The organism is Clostridium sp. CF012, assembly GCF_018861755.1.
GTDB lineage: Bacteria > Bacillota > Clostridia > Clostridiales > Clostridiaceae > Clostridium_AD.
Genome location: NZ_JAHLEF010000028.1, coordinates 45,660 through 64,210, shown reverse-complemented (window position 1 = coordinate 64,210; position 18,551 = coordinate 45,660). Strand labels below are relative to the sequence as shown.

The 18,551-nt window shown below is 31.7% G+C and carries 16 protein-coding genes; 4 read left to right on the top strand and 12 right to left on the bottom strand.

From position 1 onward, the window contains the following. The coding region (locus KPL50_RS28000; RefSeq protein ID WP_375372948.1) for an IS3 family transposase at positions 1-73 on the top strand (73 nt) is incomplete at its 5' end. A gap of 68 nt (positions 74-141) precedes the next feature. Here the strand turns inward: KPL50_RS28000 and KPL50_RS19600 are convergent. The 10 genes from KPL50_RS19600 to KPL50_RS19555 form a co-directional block, all read right to left on the bottom strand. Next, complete coding sequence (locus KPL50_RS19600; RefSeq protein ID WP_216300234.1) at positions 142-468, bottom strand: DUF1904 family protein; 327 nt, start codon at positions 466-468, stop codon at positions 142-144. 188 nt (positions 469-656) lie between these two features. Further along, positions 657-1,568 (bottom strand): transglutaminase domain-containing protein, encoded by a 912-nt coding sequence (locus KPL50_RS27565; RefSeq protein WP_216300233.1) that lies wholly within the window; start codon positions 1,566-1,568, stop codon positions 657-659. 151 nt (positions 1,569-1,719) lie between these two features. Beyond that, positions 1,720-2,562 carry a phosphatase PAP2 family protein gene (locus KPL50_RS19590; protein WP_216300232.1) on the bottom strand — a complete coding sequence of 281 codons (843 nt, stop codon included), beginning with the start codon at positions 2,560-2,562 and terminating at the stop codon, positions 1,720-1,722. A gap of 107 nt (positions 2,563-2,669) precedes the next feature. Then, on the bottom strand, positions 2,670-4,190 hold the full coding sequence (locus KPL50_RS19585) for a hypothetical protein (protein ID WP_216300231.1): 1,521 nt from the start codon (positions 4,188-4,190) through the stop codon (positions 2,670-2,672). Between the two features lie 35 nt (positions 4,191-4,225). After that, positions 4,226-5,608, bottom strand: coding sequence for a cell wall metabolism sensor histidine kinase WalK (locus KPL50_RS19580; RefSeq protein ID WP_253200715.1), 1,383 nt, complete (start codon positions 5,606-5,608; stop codon positions 4,226-4,228). A gap of 1 nt (position 5,609) precedes the next feature. Continuing rightward, positions 5,610-6,296 carry a response regulator transcription factor gene (locus tag KPL50_RS19575; RefSeq protein ID WP_216300230.1) on the bottom strand — a complete coding sequence of 229 codons (687 nt, stop codon included), beginning with the start codon at positions 6,294-6,296 and terminating at the stop codon, positions 5,610-5,612. Positions 6,297-6,462: 166 nt separating this feature from the next. Continuing rightward, the gene (locus KPL50_RS19570) at positions 6,463-6,804 is read right to left on the bottom strand and encodes a hypothetical protein (RefSeq protein WP_216300229.1); all 342 of its coding nucleotides are present in this window, start codon (positions 6,802-6,804) and stop codon (positions 6,463-6,465) included. A gap of 122 nt (positions 6,805-6,926) precedes the next feature. Further along, complete coding sequence (locus tag KPL50_RS19565) at positions 6,927-8,411, bottom strand: methyl-accepting chemotaxis protein (RefSeq protein ID WP_216300228.1); 1,485 nt, start codon at positions 8,409-8,411, stop codon at positions 6,927-6,929. An 84-nt stretch (positions 8,412-8,495) separates the two neighbouring features. Then, entirely contained in the window at positions 8,496-9,236 is a 741-nt protein-coding gene (ymfI, locus tag KPL50_RS19560; RefSeq protein WP_216300227.1) for an elongation factor P 5-aminopentanone reductase, read from the bottom strand. A gap of 107 nt (positions 9,237-9,343) precedes the next feature. After that, the gene (locus KPL50_RS19555; RefSeq protein WP_216300226.1) at positions 9,344-10,252 is read right to left on the bottom strand and encodes a Gfo/Idh/MocA family protein; all 909 of its coding nucleotides are present in this window, start codon (positions 10,250-10,252) and stop codon (positions 9,344-9,346) included. A 228-nt stretch (positions 10,253-10,480) separates the two neighbouring features. Here KPL50_RS19555 and KPL50_RS19550 point away from each other — a divergent pair, with 228 nt between their 5' ends. The 3 genes from KPL50_RS19550 to tkt all read left to right on the top strand — a co-directional run bounded on the left by KPL50_RS19550 (position 10,481) and on the right by tkt (position 15,166). Then, the gene (locus tag KPL50_RS19550; RefSeq protein WP_216300225.1) at positions 10,481-11,197 is read left to right on the top strand and encodes a YesL family protein; all 717 of its coding nucleotides are present in this window, start codon (positions 10,481-10,483) and stop codon (positions 11,195-11,197) included. A gap of 259 nt (positions 11,198-11,456) precedes the next feature. Continuing rightward, positions 11,457-13,043 carry a ClC family H(+)/Cl(-) exchange transporter gene (locus tag KPL50_RS19545; protein WP_216300224.1) on the top strand — a complete coding sequence of 529 codons (1,587 nt, stop codon included), beginning with the start codon at positions 11,457-11,459 and terminating at the stop codon, positions 13,041-13,043. 131 nt (positions 13,044-13,174) lie between these two features. Further along, on the top strand, positions 13,175-15,166 hold the full coding sequence (tkt, locus tag KPL50_RS19540; RefSeq protein WP_216300223.1) for a transketolase: 1,992 nt from the start codon (positions 13,175-13,177) through the stop codon (positions 15,164-15,166). A 133-nt stretch (positions 15,167-15,299) separates the two neighbouring features. Here the strand turns inward: tkt and KPL50_RS19535 are convergent, their stop codons facing one another. Continuing rightward, positions 15,300-16,562: a zinc-binding dehydrogenase gene (locus KPL50_RS19535; protein ID WP_216300222.1), complete on the bottom strand. Its 1,263-nt coding sequence runs from the start codon at positions 16,560-16,562 to the stop codon at positions 15,300-15,302. Between the two features lie 41 nt (positions 16,563-16,603). Further along, complete coding sequence (locus tag KPL50_RS19530) at positions 16,604-18,550, bottom strand: PTS mannitol transporter subunit IICBA (RefSeq protein ID WP_216300221.1); 1,947 nt, start codon at positions 18,548-18,550, stop codon at positions 16,604-16,606. Position 18,551 lies beyond the last annotated feature (1 nt).

Genomic DNA, 18,551 nt, shown 5'->3' with positions numbered 1-18,551 from the left:
CTATAGATATCAATGGAACTTAAAAAAGATGACTCCTGTTCAATACAGAAATCACCTTTTCAATGTTGCATAGACTTTTTTTAAATTGTCCTTGACAAAGGGTACATTTTAAACATTAATAGTGTTTTTATTTGTCTAGTTCTAAAAATGCTGCCCATTTTCATAGTATCTATTTTCTTCTAAAATCCTGAAAATAACGTCTACATCTTTATACCCAGCTAAATGAATATACTTTGTAATTATTTTAGCCATGGCATCCTGAATTTCTTGGCCTCTATCAAACCATGCAACCTCTACTATAGGGTATGCTTTTATTATTTCACCTTCCATAATATACGTTGAACTAGTACATTCTAATGTAAAATAATTTTTGGGGCATTCAAGAAGTTTTTGCATCTCTTGTAGCATATCTACACTTACTTTACAAATATCATTTACTTCCACACCTTGTAATTTTAACTGTGGCATATTTACCAACTCCTTCCAAACTATTCATTTCTATTTAAACTTATATTTATTAATTCCAGGAAATAATTTTTTAATTTAAAATTGTAAAACCCATTTTCACGGAAGTTGTTGAATTTATAACTCCATACCTGCCTTTAATTTCTTTACTTATATATAAGTTGTAATTCCCACCCAGCTCAAAAGGTGTACTATGACGTAACCTCAGTGGCATTAACGGGTTTTGTGAATTGCATAACTGGTGCTTTATATGTATAAACTTTAGCTGCTGCAGGATAATCTAATTTTTCAAAGTTATGATCCTTGCTAATTTTTTCATCATTTAAATTAAAATAATCATAAAGTACTCTTCCCTTTACATCCGGTAACGGGTCATCAAAAGTACAATCCAAATGATACCATGTATCACGTAGCTTTACTAAATTCCAGGCATGATCCACACCATTGCCTTTTCCTAAAACCATTTTAGTTTCAATCCCTGACTCATTTAACAATTTATAAGCTAATTGCGCATATCCATTGCAAACCGTTGTACCATTTTTTAATGCTTCATAAGCACTAAATTTAGTAACTGTAGTATCATAAGCTACATGGGTTAGAATGTAATCATGAATTACTTTTTCCTTTTGATCATCATTCATGCTAATTTTTATTATATCTTTAAGGATTGCAGTTACTTGTGAGTTCACATAATCCTCTTGTATTTTTGTGGTATAAAAATTAAAAGCAAAATTTACTGTAACGTCATTTTCATATCCTTCATAGCTACATTGATATGATATTATGCAACTTTCTAAATAATCATCAGCTTTTAAAATTCCCTGAATACCAGTTGCAATTATAGTTTTTAAAGAGCTGGTGTCTGCCTTGTACCTTATGTTAAAGCTTGTCTCTCTTTGGGCTAACTGATTTTTTATAATACTATTTAAATCCTGTGCTGAATATGCTATTTTTTCCACATTTAAAGCATTATATGCTATAACTGAATTCGCATTTAGCTCTAAAGCTGATATTTTTACCGACATTAAAGGTAATTTCATAATTTCTAATACTAAAATTAATAATATACAAAATTTTTTTAATTTACTTTTATGATACTTCACATTAGCACCTCTTTTATAAAACACATAATCTTGTGTTATTACATTAAGTTTAGCACTATGTACCATAGCCTGTCTACAATGATTTGAGTTTTAATGTTAACTACATTTAAAAAATATAAAGAAAATAGCTAATGTAATACTCTGCTTATGCTTAAATTTCTCCACCAAACTTTTTGAATATGGATGGTGCTCCAACTGTAATCCACAATCCAATTACAAAATATCTGAAGAAGTCAGAAAACATATTGATAGGCAAAATTACCTTTAATGTATTTTTTAACGTTATAAGAATAGTTAATCCAAACAGCAATTTAATTAGTTGCGCCGCTTTAGTATTTCTAACATCATAATGCACATACTTTGACTCTAGTATGTATCCAATATAGAAACCCAATACCGTTCCTGATATTGTATAATAGGTTGTTTCTTTTAAATATATCATTCCTATAAGCATAGGTACAACAATAATCATTAATACCCATTTTTTTCTAGTTGTTTCAGCATATTCAAATATATAATTTGATATAAAAACCCATACAACTCCAATTACTATTCCACCAATTACATCTATTGGGTAATGCACTCCCAGATACATTCTTGAATATGCCACTAAAAGAATTGCTGTGCTTCCGAATATATAAATCCACCTTTTTCTAATCTGAACAATCCACGAAAACCAAAAAGTAGCAGCCCCTTGAGTATGCCCACTTGGAAATGATTGTCCTGTAGCAGTTTGTACTCTCAATGATCTTATACCAGATACTCCTATTGGTCTTGCTGCATCTACTAAATCCTTAAGCGCTGTGTTTACAATTGTGCCTGTCAATAATGCAAAACCTAGTTTATACCCAAATTTTTTATTTACGCACCAAAATATTATAGCAGCTACAATAATATAAAAATACTCTTCTCCAGTCATTGTAACTATTTGAAAAAAAATATCCAAAAATGGAGATTTTATAGATTGTATAAATTTAATAATTTCAATCTGCATATGTCCCCCTTATCTACCTCATAAAGTTAATATCACGAGTACGTGTAAGCACTCATTTATGTGTAAACACTCATTTATGTGTGAACACTCTATGAAATTCTTTTGTATTATTTGCCTTGAAGCTTATTTACCTCTTCAGACCAAATTTTAACATAATCGTCTGTTGCCCACTGTGCCATAACAGACACTTCTGAATTTTTAAGCTGTACCTCTCTCAATGGAGCCTCACCTAAAATATTATCTTTTATAGCATAAACTAATAATTTTGAATTTGTTAGTACAACTACAATATCCTTATTAGGAGATGTATATGCATCTGATGCACTAGGAACTTTTTGCTTTATAACCTCCCAAGATGGAAATAGTGAATCATAGTTTACCAAGTTTTCAGGTGTTCCCATGGGAACATTAAAGTCTGCATATTCATTTTTTACAGATGGGCTGGAAAAATTTAATCTTCCACGTAACAACCACTTCCCGTTCTTTCTAAAAATTCCGAAATTCGTAGGTAATGGAGTATCTTCTAATAGATTTCTATCTATTTCTTTAATAGTTCTTAAATATGATTTTGCGCCAGAATTCAGACTTTCTATTCCCTTTTCACCTAATACTTTTGACGCAATAATTGCAACTTCTGACCCAGTATATATAGTGTCCAAGGGAACTACTTCTAATGAATGAGATATATTTGATTGTTTGTCACTTTTTTCACTAATTTCAACCGTTCGCTCATAACACACATAATCATTTCCCACAAAATTAATATTTTTCATATCAAAAAAACTTGTATTTTGAACTTTTACGCTTTCTTTTTTCATTTCCTTACCTATTGGAGCTGCTACAAAGGATTCCATCCAATAATTGTTGATAATTTCTCTACTTACCTGAAGCTTCCAAAACCCAGTCCGCCTTGGAACAAATAAAAATGGCAGTTCCGATATTGGCTCTGCTATGCCGTCATAGCTAATCCATAATGTTCTGTATACTGGTTCCAATATGGTTTTGCTTTCATTAGAATAAGGCAATTTATAATCAACAGTTTTATAAGATTTTAAACCTAACAAAAGTCCAGATTGTTCTTTCTTTCTATAGGGATCTAATTTACTATAAGATAATTTTTTTTCATTTTGCATAGCATCACTGTATATTTTATTTTCATTAATCACCTTTAGCAGTGTGAAAAATACCCCGTCCTTTATTATTATTATCTTACTATCATCAATTTTTATAATATCTCTAAAATAATTCTGATTAGAAGTAATAGTAATTATCTTAATTTCACTTTGATTTATATTAAGATTTTCCATGGAAGATTTGTAATTGCTATATAAATACGTCTTTGTATCCACGCTTTTAATCTTAAATTCAGGTTTTTCACAATTATCATCTGGAAGAACAATTTTTTCTTCTTCAAAAGACGCCTTTTTCCCGATCCATTCCCTTGCTTCCTCTTCCACCATTTTAGACATAGCTGAAAAATCATAGCTCTTCACCTCCCAAATTCCATCAACAGGAATAGCTACCTTAGGCGGTATTACTCTGCTTGTTGTTGATAAATCAACATCATTACAAGCCGTAAAATTCATTAATATCATTGCTAAAATAAATAAATATAATATTTTCTTCATAACTTTGCTCCCTTGCACAGTATAAATATTCCTTTCTAAATCGGAATTATTATACATACTTCTGTACCCTTATCAATAACGCTATTAATTAGCAGTTTCCCATCGTGAAGCTTTATAATTTCATCACATATTGAAAGTCCTATACCATTTTTAGAATTAGCATTTTTACCTTTAAAGAACTTTTCTTTTACTCTTGGTAATTCATCTTTCGGAATACCGCATCCTGTATCTATTATTTTAATAACAATATTTTCAACTTCTAAATGTGCCCTTATACTTACAGTCCCTCCATTAGGTGTGAATTTAAAAGAATTATCTAAAATATTTAGTAGTACTTGTTTTAGCCTATTTCTATCCACAAATATTTTCGGTAAATTTTCTTCTATTTCTAGATTAAGCTGAATATTTTCCTTTAAAACTCTAGGCAAGGTCTGCATTTTTATATTCATTAAAATATCTTTTAAATCAATAAAATCCTTCTTTATAGACACTTTTGCTGAAGATAATTTAGAAAAGTCCAATAAATCCTCAACTAAAAAAGTTAATCTATCAGATTCTTGTTCTATAATTTCAAGCCCCTCTTTAAGTTCTTCTTCATCTTCTACCTTACTAGAATTTAATACAATAGACCATCCTTTAATAGATGTAAGCGGCGTTCTCAGTTCATGTGAAACAGAGGCAATAAATTCATTCTTCAGCCTTTCACTTTTTAATATTTCGTCAGTCATATAGTTTAAGGTCTTTGCTAGTTCTCCTAATTCATCATCTGAATTTATATTAATTTTCTCATCGAAATTTCCACTGGCCATTTTTTCTGCACCCACCATAATTTTTTTTATAGGTTTAGTTATTATATTAGAAATAAAGAGGCTTACTATTCCTGATAGTATAATAACCATTCCACCAATAATCAAGAAATATCTAGATAATTGATAAATATCCTCGTCAATTTTCTTAAGAGAAGTTATAAACCTAAGTACCCCATTTGTTTTTCCATTATAAAACAGAGGATATGCTACTGTCATAACCCCCTCATTTTCATATATTTGTCTATCAATTATGCTACCGACCCCTCCATCTAGGGCTGCTTTAAAATCCTTTCCCTCCAATTTCTCTATTGGTATTGAACCCAGGGAATCCATTATAACAAATCCATTTAAATCTATGATTTGAACCTCTGCATCAATTTTTTCATAAAATACATCTACATTATTGGCTACATTTTCTTTCACATCTGCTGAAGCTAAGTATGTATTATAAAAACTAGTAGATAGCTTTAACTGGTTGGTTAAATTTGATTCTAAATTTTTGTAATAGGTTTTTTTTGTAGCTGCCATTAAAAGTCCATCTACAATTATTACGGTAATTAGTATTACTACTAGGTAACTTCCAGCAATCTTTGTTCTAATGGATTTCAATTTAAGAATCCCCCCATCTGTAGCCGGTTCCCCAAACTGTCTCTATATACTTAGGATCTGATGGGTCTTTTTCAACTTTACTTCTAAGTCTTCTAATATTTACATCAACTATTTTAGTATCTCCAATAAACTCATATCCCCAAATTGAATTTAAAAGCTCATCGCGACTAAGTGCCTTACTAGGATTTTGAATAAACATTTTCATAAGCAAAAATTCTTTTGGTGTTAAATCTAATTCTATATCACTTTTAAAAATTTTCTTTGAGTATAGATCAATTCTGAATTCTCTAGAATTAATAAAATTCGATCCTTCATTACTTTTGTACTTCATTCGCCTTAAAAGGGAATTTATCCGTGCTATAAGTTCTAATGGATTAAAAGGCTTAACCATATAATCATCTGCACCAAATTCTAGTCCCATGATTTTATCCATATCTTGTCCTCTAGCTGTTAAAATAATTATCCCAATATTTTGATTTTGTTTTTTTAATTTTTCACAAAGTTCAAATCCATTCATACCAGGAAGCATAACATCTAGTATAAGCACATCTGGGGTTTCCTGTAATATTTTTTGCATGCCTTCTTCTGCTGAGGCAGCCTCAAAAACCTCGAATTTTTCTCTCTTTAAACTAATTTTAATAAATTTCCTAATCGACTCTTCGTCTTCCACTATTAATATCCTACTCATTCTTGCCACCCCATTTACTTAATACTAAAATTATATCAAATATTACTACAATTTATAAGACTTTTCTAAATTTAAATAAATGTTTTACAAAATCCAGAAAATAAAAAAACCAATCTAAGAAATAGACTGGTTTTTAAAACATTCTTTATAACTTACATTACCTTTATTATAATGCGTCTTCTTCCACCTTTTCATAATCTACATCCACAATAATACTATCCTCATAGTTAATATCAATGGAGTTTGTTGTATAAGTGTCACTGCTAGACATATCAGCTTGTATGTTTGCATTTTTCTTTGTACTTAGCTTATAGATAAAATTTTTAATTGTCTTTACTAGCTTTACGCTATACCATACTAAAACTCCGAAAACTGCTATAAAAAATAAGGCTCTAATAACAAAGATAGCTATATAAGGTATCGCTACTAATAAAACAATAAAAGTCCCAATTGTTAAAGCCGATTTCATTAACTTTGAAATTATGTTTTTGCCTTTTATATACTCCATGATAATATTATCCTTCCTTCATCTTATAGGATTTATTTTCTAAACTATAATCTAATTATATCATATAAACAGATTGTAATATTAATTCTACATTAAGAAAGTATTAATAATTTATTAATACTTTATTTTATCATATTGTTCAGTTCACTGCTTATATTATTAATAGCCTGAATTTCCTGTACAATTTCAGAAATCTTATTGTTCTGCTGCTGTATAACGGATAAAATTTCTTCTGTAGTCGCAGCATACTCCTCAGATACTGCAGCAATATTTTGCACCTCTGTATCAACTACATTAAATGTATCTTTAACCCCATTTATAACCTGGCTTTGCCTTGAAATGTGTAAATTCAATTCTTGAAATACTATAATTAAATTTTCAAAGGTACTGTAAAGTTTTTGAGCAATTTGGTCCCCCATACTTACCGCTTCATCACCCTTTTTCGCATCGCCTAAAGCCACAATAGTTGTTGAACTTGTATTATTTATAATTTTATATATATTTTCAACAGTGCTATTACTTTCCTCTGCAAGTTTTGCTACTTCCTTTGCCACAACTGAGAACCCTCTCCCGGCTTCTCCTGCCCTTGCAGCTTCTATTGAGGCATTTAACGCTAATAAATTTGTCTGCTGCGCTATATTTTTTATTCCCCCTAAAAATTTATCTATATCACGCATCTGCTCTTGAAGCGTAATTACTGTGTCCAAAGAAGATTTCACAGCGGTTTTAATTATACTCATCTGCTTCTCCATTTCTTTGATTTGCTGTGCTCCCTCTGTAACATTACTATTTACTATTTCTGAAACACTTACTATTTTTTGTGAAATTTCTTTACTTTGTTCCACAGTTTTTCCGGTGTCAATTATGGTTTGACTTATGTTGTTGACATTATCTGCTTGCATAGCTATACCATTTGTCATTTCATTAACTGAGGAAACAACATCTTCACTTATTTCCATTACCATATTTATATTCATATTACATTTTTCTATACTATTGTTCAAAACACCTGTGCTTTTATCTATACCACTCATTGCATTTTCTAATTTATTTAATAACTCCAAAGTTTTTTTCTCTTTTTCTAAGCTTTCGCGAATTAACTCCGAGCTCCATTTTGTAAGTAAAATTAATAGAAATATACTGATATTTATTATAGCTAAGCTACTTATAAAGCCCGCTAATTTCATATTAGCTCCCAGGACCGAGGTTGGGAAAAGAATATACATTAAAATTAATGAAAAATCTAAAATAAATCCGTAAATACATAACAAAGCAATATCACTATATAATGCTACTAATAATAAACAAGAAATATATACTAAAAATCCAGATTCTAGTCCTCCTTGCAAATGAGCTAAATATAAACACCCAAAAAAAGGCGATAGACTTACTAGTAGTCCCTTAATTCTGAAATTCATTTTAGAAATATAAAAAACACTTGCAATTATTGAAGATATTCCAGTTATAATCAAAACTTCAACGCCTGGTTTTATTCCTTGCGCTACCGCAGCTTGCACGGATAATACAATAGTAGATATCCATATAGCAATAATATTAAACTTTAAAGTTTTTTTGTTCCTAGTGGTAATTTCTTTTCCCCCATGCATATTTTTCTCCCCCTTATCGAATTGTATATGTATATATTACTATATATTATCAAATTATACTATAATTTTCAATTTTCTAGGATGCTATTGCATTCCACCATCTATTGTTATCACTTGTCCCGTAATATATTTTGAATTTTCACTGGCTAAAAAGGTTACAAGCATGCCAACATCCTGCACATCTCCAAATTTCATCATTGGTATTTCAGAAGCTAGTGATTCTCGCTCTTCCGTGCTGAGCCAACTATTCATTTCTGTATCTATAACCCCTGGTGCTATGGCATTAACCCTAATATTAGATGGTGCAAGTTCCTTAGCTAGTGCCTTTGTGAAAGAGTTAATTGCTCCTTTAGAGGCTGAGTAAATTACTTCACAAGAAGCACCTACATTCCCCCACATTGAGGATATATTTATTATTACTCCACTCTTTTGTTTTATCATTTCTTTAACTACACTATGTGAACAATTAATTGTACCCTTAAGATTTACATTTAAAATATTGTCCCATTCTTCTGGGGAAGCATCCATAAATAGACCTACCTTAGATATCCCTGCATTATTTATCAGTATATCTATTTTACCTAATTTTTCAACAGTAGTTCTTATTAAGTGCTTTGAAAATTCATAATCACTTACATCCCCTTTAATTTTCAAGGCATAAGCTCCTAATTCTGAAATTTCCTTCATGGTTCTTTCAGCTGCTTCATCATTACACTTATAATTTATTACAACACAAGCTCCAGCCTTAGCCAGCTCTATAGCAATACCTTTTCCAATCCCTCTTGATCCGCCTGTAACTATAGCTACTTTACCTTTTAAATTCATAAATAACTCCCCTCACTTATAATACTTTCTTTAATAATCGCCTCTATTAAGATCTTTTATATTATATAGCAGACCATATCTCAACTAGAAATGTAGTCTGCTCTCTTTTAATTTTTTTTTGTTATCATCATTACAATTTTTTCACAAATCTCATGTGTAATTAGTGAATCTGAAATAGATGGGTTTGGTGTTATTTTATTTTCAACACAGTATACAAAATGATCTACTATTTGATAGAATCCACGTTTATATAATGTAGGCTCCCAATCACCAAACTTGGTTATGTTTTTGTCTTTATTGTGAAACTGTGTAGTTTCTACAAAATTTTCTACTACAAATTTATTCTCAGCAGTCATATATTCTATTATTTCCTCAGTAACTCCATTGTTTCTATTCATAATTCCAATAGCAGTGCATTCTTCTGAAGTTAACTGAATAACTACATTATGGAGTAAGTTATCCTTCTTTAAATAACGAACTTTAACATCTTTCACTTCACTGTCCATCAAAAACCTAAGAGTATCAACAACGTGTACAAAGTCTTCAACAATAGCACGTCTTATCTGATCTGGGATTTGAAATCTATTTTTTTGAATAATGATAATATCTGCTTTGCCATGTTCTTTTAACTTGTTTATCATTGGGGCAAATCTTCTATTAAAACCTACCATTGCAACTAAACCCTTTTCCTTGGCTAGGTTTACTAGCTTTTGAGTCTCATTAAAATTCAAAGATATTGGTTTATCTATATATACATTAATTCCATTTTTAAGAAGTTTTTCTGCTATTTGAAAGTGCGCCTCTGTAGCAGTACTAACAAAGGCTGCATCTATGTTTTTTTCAATTAATTCATCCACCGTATGAACATATTGCGTAATTCTATATTTTTCTGAAATTTTTTTCAAAGTGTCAATATTCCTAGTACAGAGTATTAGTTCTATATTTTCTTTTTCAGTGAGAACTGGTAAATATCCCTTTTGTGCTATATCTCCTAGACCAATAATTCCAATTTTCAATTTAAACACCCTTTCAGGATTTTAATCCATATATTTATTATACGCTAATTATTTAAAGCTGAGTAAAAACATTTTTGTAAAAATTTATTTGCATTTTACACAATTTATGTTACATTTTAAGTAGTTTAAAATCTTTACTACATTATCTATAATTTTTTAAATTACTTAGATAAACTTAATTTGATCTATTTAAATAGTAGCATTTGATAAATGCAATTGGAGGGAAAAATGGCTAAATCAAACAGAGAATTTGGCGAAGGACCTATTCACACTATAACTAATTACATATTTTGGTTTTTCTTGGGCAATTTTTACTTTTGTCTTCTCAATATTCCACTGATTTTTGTATTAATTGTGATTTTATCTAATGGTGGAGTTCCAATTCCACCCTGGTTTATTTCTATTATTATTTTATCCTGTATCCCTATAGGACCTGCGGCCACTGCTCTACTTAGTGTAATGGGAAAACTTATAAGGGAAAAAGATTTAAGTGTTACAAAAGACTTTTTTAAAGCTTATAAAGCTAATTTTTTTCAATCCTTATTTTTTTGGACTCTAGAGGTACTTATAATAAGTATATTGTTTATTGATACTAGATTCTTCATTTCAAATAATTACCCGGGAATTATGACTAATATTATTTTTATCATTATTGTCTTTATTTTTTTAGTGAGTCTTTACGTATACCCAATAATATCAAGATTCTACTTGAATTGGAAAGACATTCTTAAAACTGCAGTATACTATACTATTAAGAAATTTCATATTACAATATTAAATTTTGCTAGTTTTTTAGTTGTAGGCTTCATATTGTATAAAGTATCTAATTTTGTATTATTATTTATGGCTAGTGCTATCTGCTATTTGCTAATGTTCTATCAACAAAAAATACTTTTAGAAATTGAAAACAAGCTTAAAAAAAATACTGAGAACATCCAAGAATAAAGTATTATAGATAAATATAAATATAAATATATATAATGGACAGTCTATGACTATTTAACAAAATTCAAATAGTGATGGCTGTCCCTTTAATTTAGATATTAAAAGTACCATATATAGCAGTTTTAAAGTTTACTATATAGCTTGGTTTACTTTATATATATATATATATATATGTGATAAAATATATCATATAAGGTAATTAAATTTAATGCTTTAAATTATTTCAAATAACATTTTTTGTACAAATGGAGGCCGAAAAATGAATAAAAAAAACAAAGGAAATACCTATAATACCTTATTCCACTGGCATAGTTTTAGATTAAAGCTGGTTTTGGAGGGAATTGGTATAGGTATTATTACTGGTTTTCTAATTGTAACGTATCGTTATGCACTGTCAAAGGCAGGAATTCTTTTAGCTGAAATATATAAATCTCTTTATATAAAACCACTGCTTATACTCCCTTGGGTTTGTGCTCTGATAATTATTGGATACATTGTAGGATTAATGGTTAAACATGAACCCATGATTAGTGGAAGTGGAATTCCTCAAGTGGAAGGAGTTTTACTTAGAAAAATTGATATGGTGTGGTGGAGAGTTATACTGGGTAAATTTATTGGGGGCGTACTTTCAATAGGATCAGGGCTTTCCCTTGGACGTGAAGGACCATCGGTTCAATTAGGTGCAGCAGTAGGTCAAGGGGTTAGTAAGGTATTTAAAAGAGTAAAACTTGAAGAAAAGTATCTTATTACAAGTGGAGCTAGTGCAGGACTTGCTGCAGCCTTTAATGCGCCACTAGCTGCTGTAATGTTTGCATTAGAAGAAGTTCACAAAAATTTTTCGCCCTTAGTTTTGCTTTCATCTTTATCTGCTGCATTATCAGCTGTTCTTGTAGCCAGCAGTTTCTTTGGTTTAAAGCCAGTTTTCAACTTTGAAAATCTACCCATATTGCCAATAAAATTTTATTTTTATATAGTATTATTAGGGGTTATTTTAGGGGTTCTAGGGGTAGTATTTAATAAGTTTATTTTAAAGACTCAGACCCTATACTCTGAGCAAAAATGGCTGCCAAAAGAAATGAGGGTAGTGATACCCTTATTAATTTCAGTTATTCTCGGGATAACACTGCCACAAGTTTTAGGGGGCGGACATGATCTTATAACATCCTTAGTTAAAGAAAATTTTCCTTTAACAGTTTTGATAATTCTAGTTATTGTAAAATTTTTATTCACTATGGCAAGTTACGGATCAGGTGCACCAGGAGGAATCTTTCTTCCTCTGCTTGCTATTGGAGCATTAATAGGAAATGTTTATGGAATAGCACTTGTTAATTTTGTACATTTTGATAGCATGTATATTAATAACTTTATAATACTTGCAATGGCAGGATATTTTACAGCTGTAGTTAGGGCACCCATAACAGGAACTATTCTAATTACAGAAATGACGGGTTCCTTTACCCATTTGCTTTCATTAGCTATTGTATCTGTAGTTGCATACATAGTTGCAGATATTTTAGCATCAAAGCCTATTTATGAATCATTGCTAGAAAAATTTTTACACAATGTAGGGGGAAAAATATCTATTGGTAATAATAAAGATAAGGCTATATTAGAGTTTGCAGTATGCATGGGGTCAGAGTTAGACGGGAAACAAATTAAAGAAGTCAAATGGCCATCCCATTGTTTACTCGTAGCAGTTAAACGTGGAGGAGATGAATTAATCCCAAAAGGAGACACTGTTATTTTTCCCGGCGACTATTTAATTGTACTTACTAATGATGATAAGGTATCTAAAATAAATGATACATTAATAATAATGACAGCGAGTTGTGAGATATTGAGCTAAATGTTTTAATGGAAATTATAAGTTCTTGCAATATATAGGATAATCTCTTATATTTATTATAAGACATAATCTATTACGAGTAACTTTTAACATTCTAAAAATTAATATATATAAATAAGGAGGAAACTAAATTGAAAAAAATTGAACAACTAACCGTAGATACTATAAGAGTTTTATCTGCTGAGGCAGTAGAAAAAGCAAAATCAGGTCATCCAGGGCTTCCCTTAGGTGTGGCACCTATGGCATATACCTTATGGGCAAATCACATGAAACATAATCCTCAAAATTCAAAATGGCAGGATAGAGATAGATTTGTATTATCCGCAGGGCATGGATCAATGCTTGAATATTCACTACTCCATCTTTTTGGATATGGTCTAACTATTGAAGATTTAAAGAATTTCAGACAACTAGGAAGTTTAACACCTGGTCATCCTGAGTACGGTCATACAAATGGTGTTGAAGTTACCACAGGTCCACTCGGTCAGGGCATTGCTAATGCAGTAGGTATGGCAATAGCTGAAAGCCATCTTGCTGCAAAATTCAATACAAAAGAGCATGCTATTGTAAATCATTATACCTTTGCCATATGTGGTGATGGAGACAATATGGAAGGAATCTCTGGCGAAGCAGCATCCCTTGCAGGTACCTTAGGACTTTCTAAGCTGATTGTAATGTATGACTCAAATAGTATATCTATAGAGGGATCTACAGATATTGCCTTTACAGAGGATGTAAGCAAAAGATTTGATGCTTATGGATGGCAGGTTTTATATGTAGAAGATGGCAATGATATGCAGGCTATAGGTAGTGCCATTGAAACTGCAAAGCTTGAGTTAAATAAACCTTCTTTTATTAAGATTAAAACTATTATTGGGTTTGGTTGTGCTAAAAAACAAGGTTTAGCATCCGCACACGGAGAACCACTTGGTGAAGATAATATAACTGATATGAAAAAATCCATGGGCTGGAGTGAAGAACCATTTACAGTTCCAAGTGAAGTGACTAAGCATATGGAAAATCTAAAAACAGAGTTTGCTAAAAAAGAAGAAGCTTGGAATGTACTTTATGCTGAGTATAGCAAAATAAATCCAGAGCTTTCTAAAGAATATGAAGTTTGGCAAAGCGGAGAACTTCCTGTAGATTTACTTAAGGTCCAGGAAATGTGGAAGTTTGAAGGAAGTGCTGCAACAAGAAATTCTTCTGGAGCAATAACAAATATATTAGCAAAATATGTACCAAACCTTATAGGTGGTTCAGCCGATCTTGCTCCTTCTAATAAATCATACATGAAGGATAAAGGAGATTTTTCGAGGGAAGACAGAAATGGATCTAATCTTCATTTTGGAGTAAGAGAGCATGCCATGGCAGCTATTGCAAACGGTATCTATGTGCATGGTGGTCTTAAACCCTTTGTTTCAACTTTCTTTGTATTTAGTGATTATATGAAGGGTGCCATGAGACTATCTGCTCTTATGGGTCTTCCAGTAACTTATGTTTTAACTCATGATAGTATAGCAGTTGGTGAAGATGGACCTACTCATGAACCCATTGAACATCTTGCAGCACTCCGAGCTCTACCAAACTTTAATGTTTTTAGACCAGCTGATTCTAAAGAAACAGCTGCTGGTTGGTACGTTGCAATGAATTCAAAAACAACTCCTACTGCACTAATACTTACAAGACAAAATCTTCCGCTATATGAAGAGACATCAATGGAAGCTTTTAAGGGTGCTTATGTATTAAAAACTTATGAAGATGAAGGTAAAAACCCTGATATCATTTTAATGGCTTCTGGCTCTGAAGTAGAATTTATTTATGAAGGCGCTAAAGTATTAAATGAAAAAGATATAAAGGCTAGAGTAGTAAGCATGCCTTGTTTAGATTTATTTGAAGCACAATCAAAAGATTATAAGGAATCAATATTACCAAAAGCTTTAAGAGTTAGATTAGCAGTTGAGGCGGGTTCTTCCTTTGGTTGGCATAAATATGTTGGACTTGATGGAGACATAATTGCCATTGATAGATTTGGTGCTTCAGCACCAGCTGATGCATTATTTAAAGAATTTGGATTTACAACAGAAAATGTTGTTGATAGAGCGCTTAAACTTCTGGGCAAGTAAGAAAAAGGTGCCACCCACGTGGCAAGTGGCATCTTCATAAAATTATAGCTTTTTATTAAATAAAGATGATCTATTCAGTATTTTGAATAGATCATCTTTATTTATTTCTTCCATGGGCTTTTTATATTATTTTTTATACCATTTTCCAATTTTCGAGTAAGTAGCTTTCTGCCACTTCACACCAAAGCCCTTTATTGTTTTTTGTAATTTCTGCTAATTTTTCGAAGCGTGGGTCTTCTTTACCTTTTTCTTCAAATTCATCAATTGCTGTAATATCCATAAATATACTTGTATATATTAGTTTTTTGCCTGCTGGAACTTCTGTTAATTTAAGTGTTGCATCAGCTGCACTATCCAAGCCTCCAATATGTGTAACCATAACTGCGGGATTTATAATATTTTTTTCTGTCATCCTTAAAGACTCAATCATATCATTTGTATTCCCCCCAGTGGTTCCAATAGTATGAGTAGATTGATAATGCACATTATAAAAATTGAATGTGGCTGAAAAATTAGTATCTGTAGGACCTGCAAAGAAATTTAAACAACCATCTCTACCTAATATCTTATCTCCTTGCTCAACGACTTGTTTAACTGGAGAATAAACAAATACATCATCGAAGCCTGTTCCACCTGTTAAGTCCCTTAAATAGCTAGGAACATCTTCTATATTTTTTGTATTTACAAATATTAGTTCTATTCCAGCTTTCTTTGCATCAACCTCAGTAAATATTGCTCTTGCTCTATCTAATCTACTCTGTTCTATATCTGTTACTACTATTAAACCTGGCTTTCTGTCGCAGTGCATAGCATAATCAATTGCACCTAGACCCATAGGACCAGCAGCTGCTAGCATCGCTAGCTTCCCGCCTTCAACAATTCCCATCTTGTGCTCATAACTACCCATTACAGTGTGAAAACTTGCATGAAAACCTCCAATAATACAAGACATTGGTTCTGCTAGCGAAGCCTCATAATATGCCTTGCCTTCATATTTTAATAAACAGCCCAGTTCCATTACTTCTTGTGGGACTATTATATAAGTTGCAGCCCCTCCGCAATACCTATATGAGTATCCTGGTGAATCCATACTTCCTTTATAGTTTAGTGCTGGTTGCATAGAAAATTTATTTCCAACTTTAAAATCATTCTTCCATTTTGAACCAACCTGTACTATATCTCCAGCCATTTCGTGCCCTATTATAATAGGATTAACTGCTATGTCACCCGGCACTCTCTTATGGTCACTTCCGAGTATTGCTGCTTTGTAGGATGACATACATATACTATCCGTTACTACTTTCACGAGTATTTCATCCTCTTTTATTTCAGGAAGTTCAAATTCATCCATTCTTAAATCTTTTTTTCCGTATAATCTAACTGCTCTCGTTTTCATATAAATTACCACCTTTTTTTATTTTTTATAAATATTCAAATCTATTCTTCAGATTTTACTGTAAATATGTTGTAAATGTATTCAACGTCTTCTGTGCTCTTTAATATATTAGCAATGCTATCATCTTCTCCATCAATAGCATTGGCAATATTAGAAAGTATCTGTAAATGATCATTTCCAACTCCAGCAATACCAATTACTAAATAAGCTAGTTCGTCTTCCTCAAACAATACGCCATTTGGAAATTGGAGAACTACCATTCCTGTTTTTTTAATATTTTTCTTAGCCTCTCCCACTCCATGAGGAATTGCTATTCCTTTACCAATGTATGTTGAAAGATCACCCTCTCTTTGAATCATAGCATCCATATATTCTTCTTCTACGTATCCACTTTCGAACAATAATCTACCTGCCATTTTAATTGCTGTATATTTATCTGTACTTTCGAGTCCCAATTTTATGTTTTTCTTTTCAAGAATTTTGCTTGATACAGCCTCTTCATTTCTTGTGTCACTATGAGCAACATCTTGAACTTGTCTATTAGTATCACTTCCTGATTGTAATCTACTTGAAAGAATCTCGAAAGCAGAATTATTAAGAAAATCTTTAACTGATATATGCTCAGCCTTTGGAGCTACTTTTTTTGCTCTTGCTGTTAAACTTTCATGGGTAATAACAATTTGAGCATCCACTGGGATATTTTCTATTGCACAATTTATTACATCAATATTAAATCCTGCTTTTTTAAATTTAGTTCTCAAAGTCGTTGCACCCATTGCACTTGACCCCATACCCGCATCACATGCAAATATTATTTTATTAAAAGTTTTAGCTTTTATTTCATTTGTTTCTTTTATTTCATTTGTTTCTTTTATTTCTTTTTTTCCTTTTAATTTACTTAATTTCACTTTTGCATCTTCTAATTCATTTCCAGTTGTCTTTCCATTTGATCTTTTAATTACTACAGATGATACTAGGAATGAAACCCCAGCGGCTACAAGCACACCTGCTACAACTCCAAAATATCCTCCTTTAGGCGTCATTGCGAGTACAGCAAGTATACTTCCAGGAGATGCTACTGCAATTAGGCCAGCTCCAAAAATTTGAAAAGTCAATACTCCACTGACTCCACCACAAATTACCGCTATTATAAGCAAAGGGTTCATCAAAACATAAGGGAAATAAATTTCATGTATTCCACCAATGAAATGAATTATTATTGCTGAAGGTGCTGATTGTTTAATTGCACCTTTTGAAAACACCCAATATGCTGCAAGTACTCCAAGTCCAGGACCTGGATTTGCCTCTAATAAGAAAAATATTGATTTACCAAGTTCTTTAGCTTCCTGTATTCCTATTGGTCCCAGGACTCCATGATTTATTGCATTATTTAAGAATAATATTTTTCCTGGTTCTATAAATATAGATGCCAGTGGTAATAATCCAGCGTTAACTATAGCCTCTACTCCAGTTTTTAAAACACTATTGAGTCCTAAGACTATAGGACCAATTCCTGTAAATGCAAGCATTGCAAGTAATGCTCCCAGAATTCCTGCTGAAAAGTTATTTACTAACATTTCAAAGCCTGCTGGTATTTTTCCTTCAAACGCTCCGTCAAATTTCTTTATAACGAAGCCACCTAAAGGTCCCATTATCATTGCACCCATAAACATTGGGATGTCAGCTCCAACTATTACTCCCATTGTTGCAATTGCACCAATTACTCCTCCTCTTGCTCCGCCCACCATTTTACCACCAGTATATCCTATTAGTAATGGTAAAAGGTACTTTATCATTGGGTCAACTAATTTAGCAAAATGAACATTTGGTTTCCAACCAGTTGGTATAAACAAAGCTGTTATTAGTCCCCAGGCTATAAAAGCACCTATATTAGGAAGTACCATTCCGCTTAAGAATCGTCCAAAACTCTGAACTCTTTGTTGAGTTTTTCCTGCTGTTTTATTTTTTGTAGCTACTATGTTATTCATA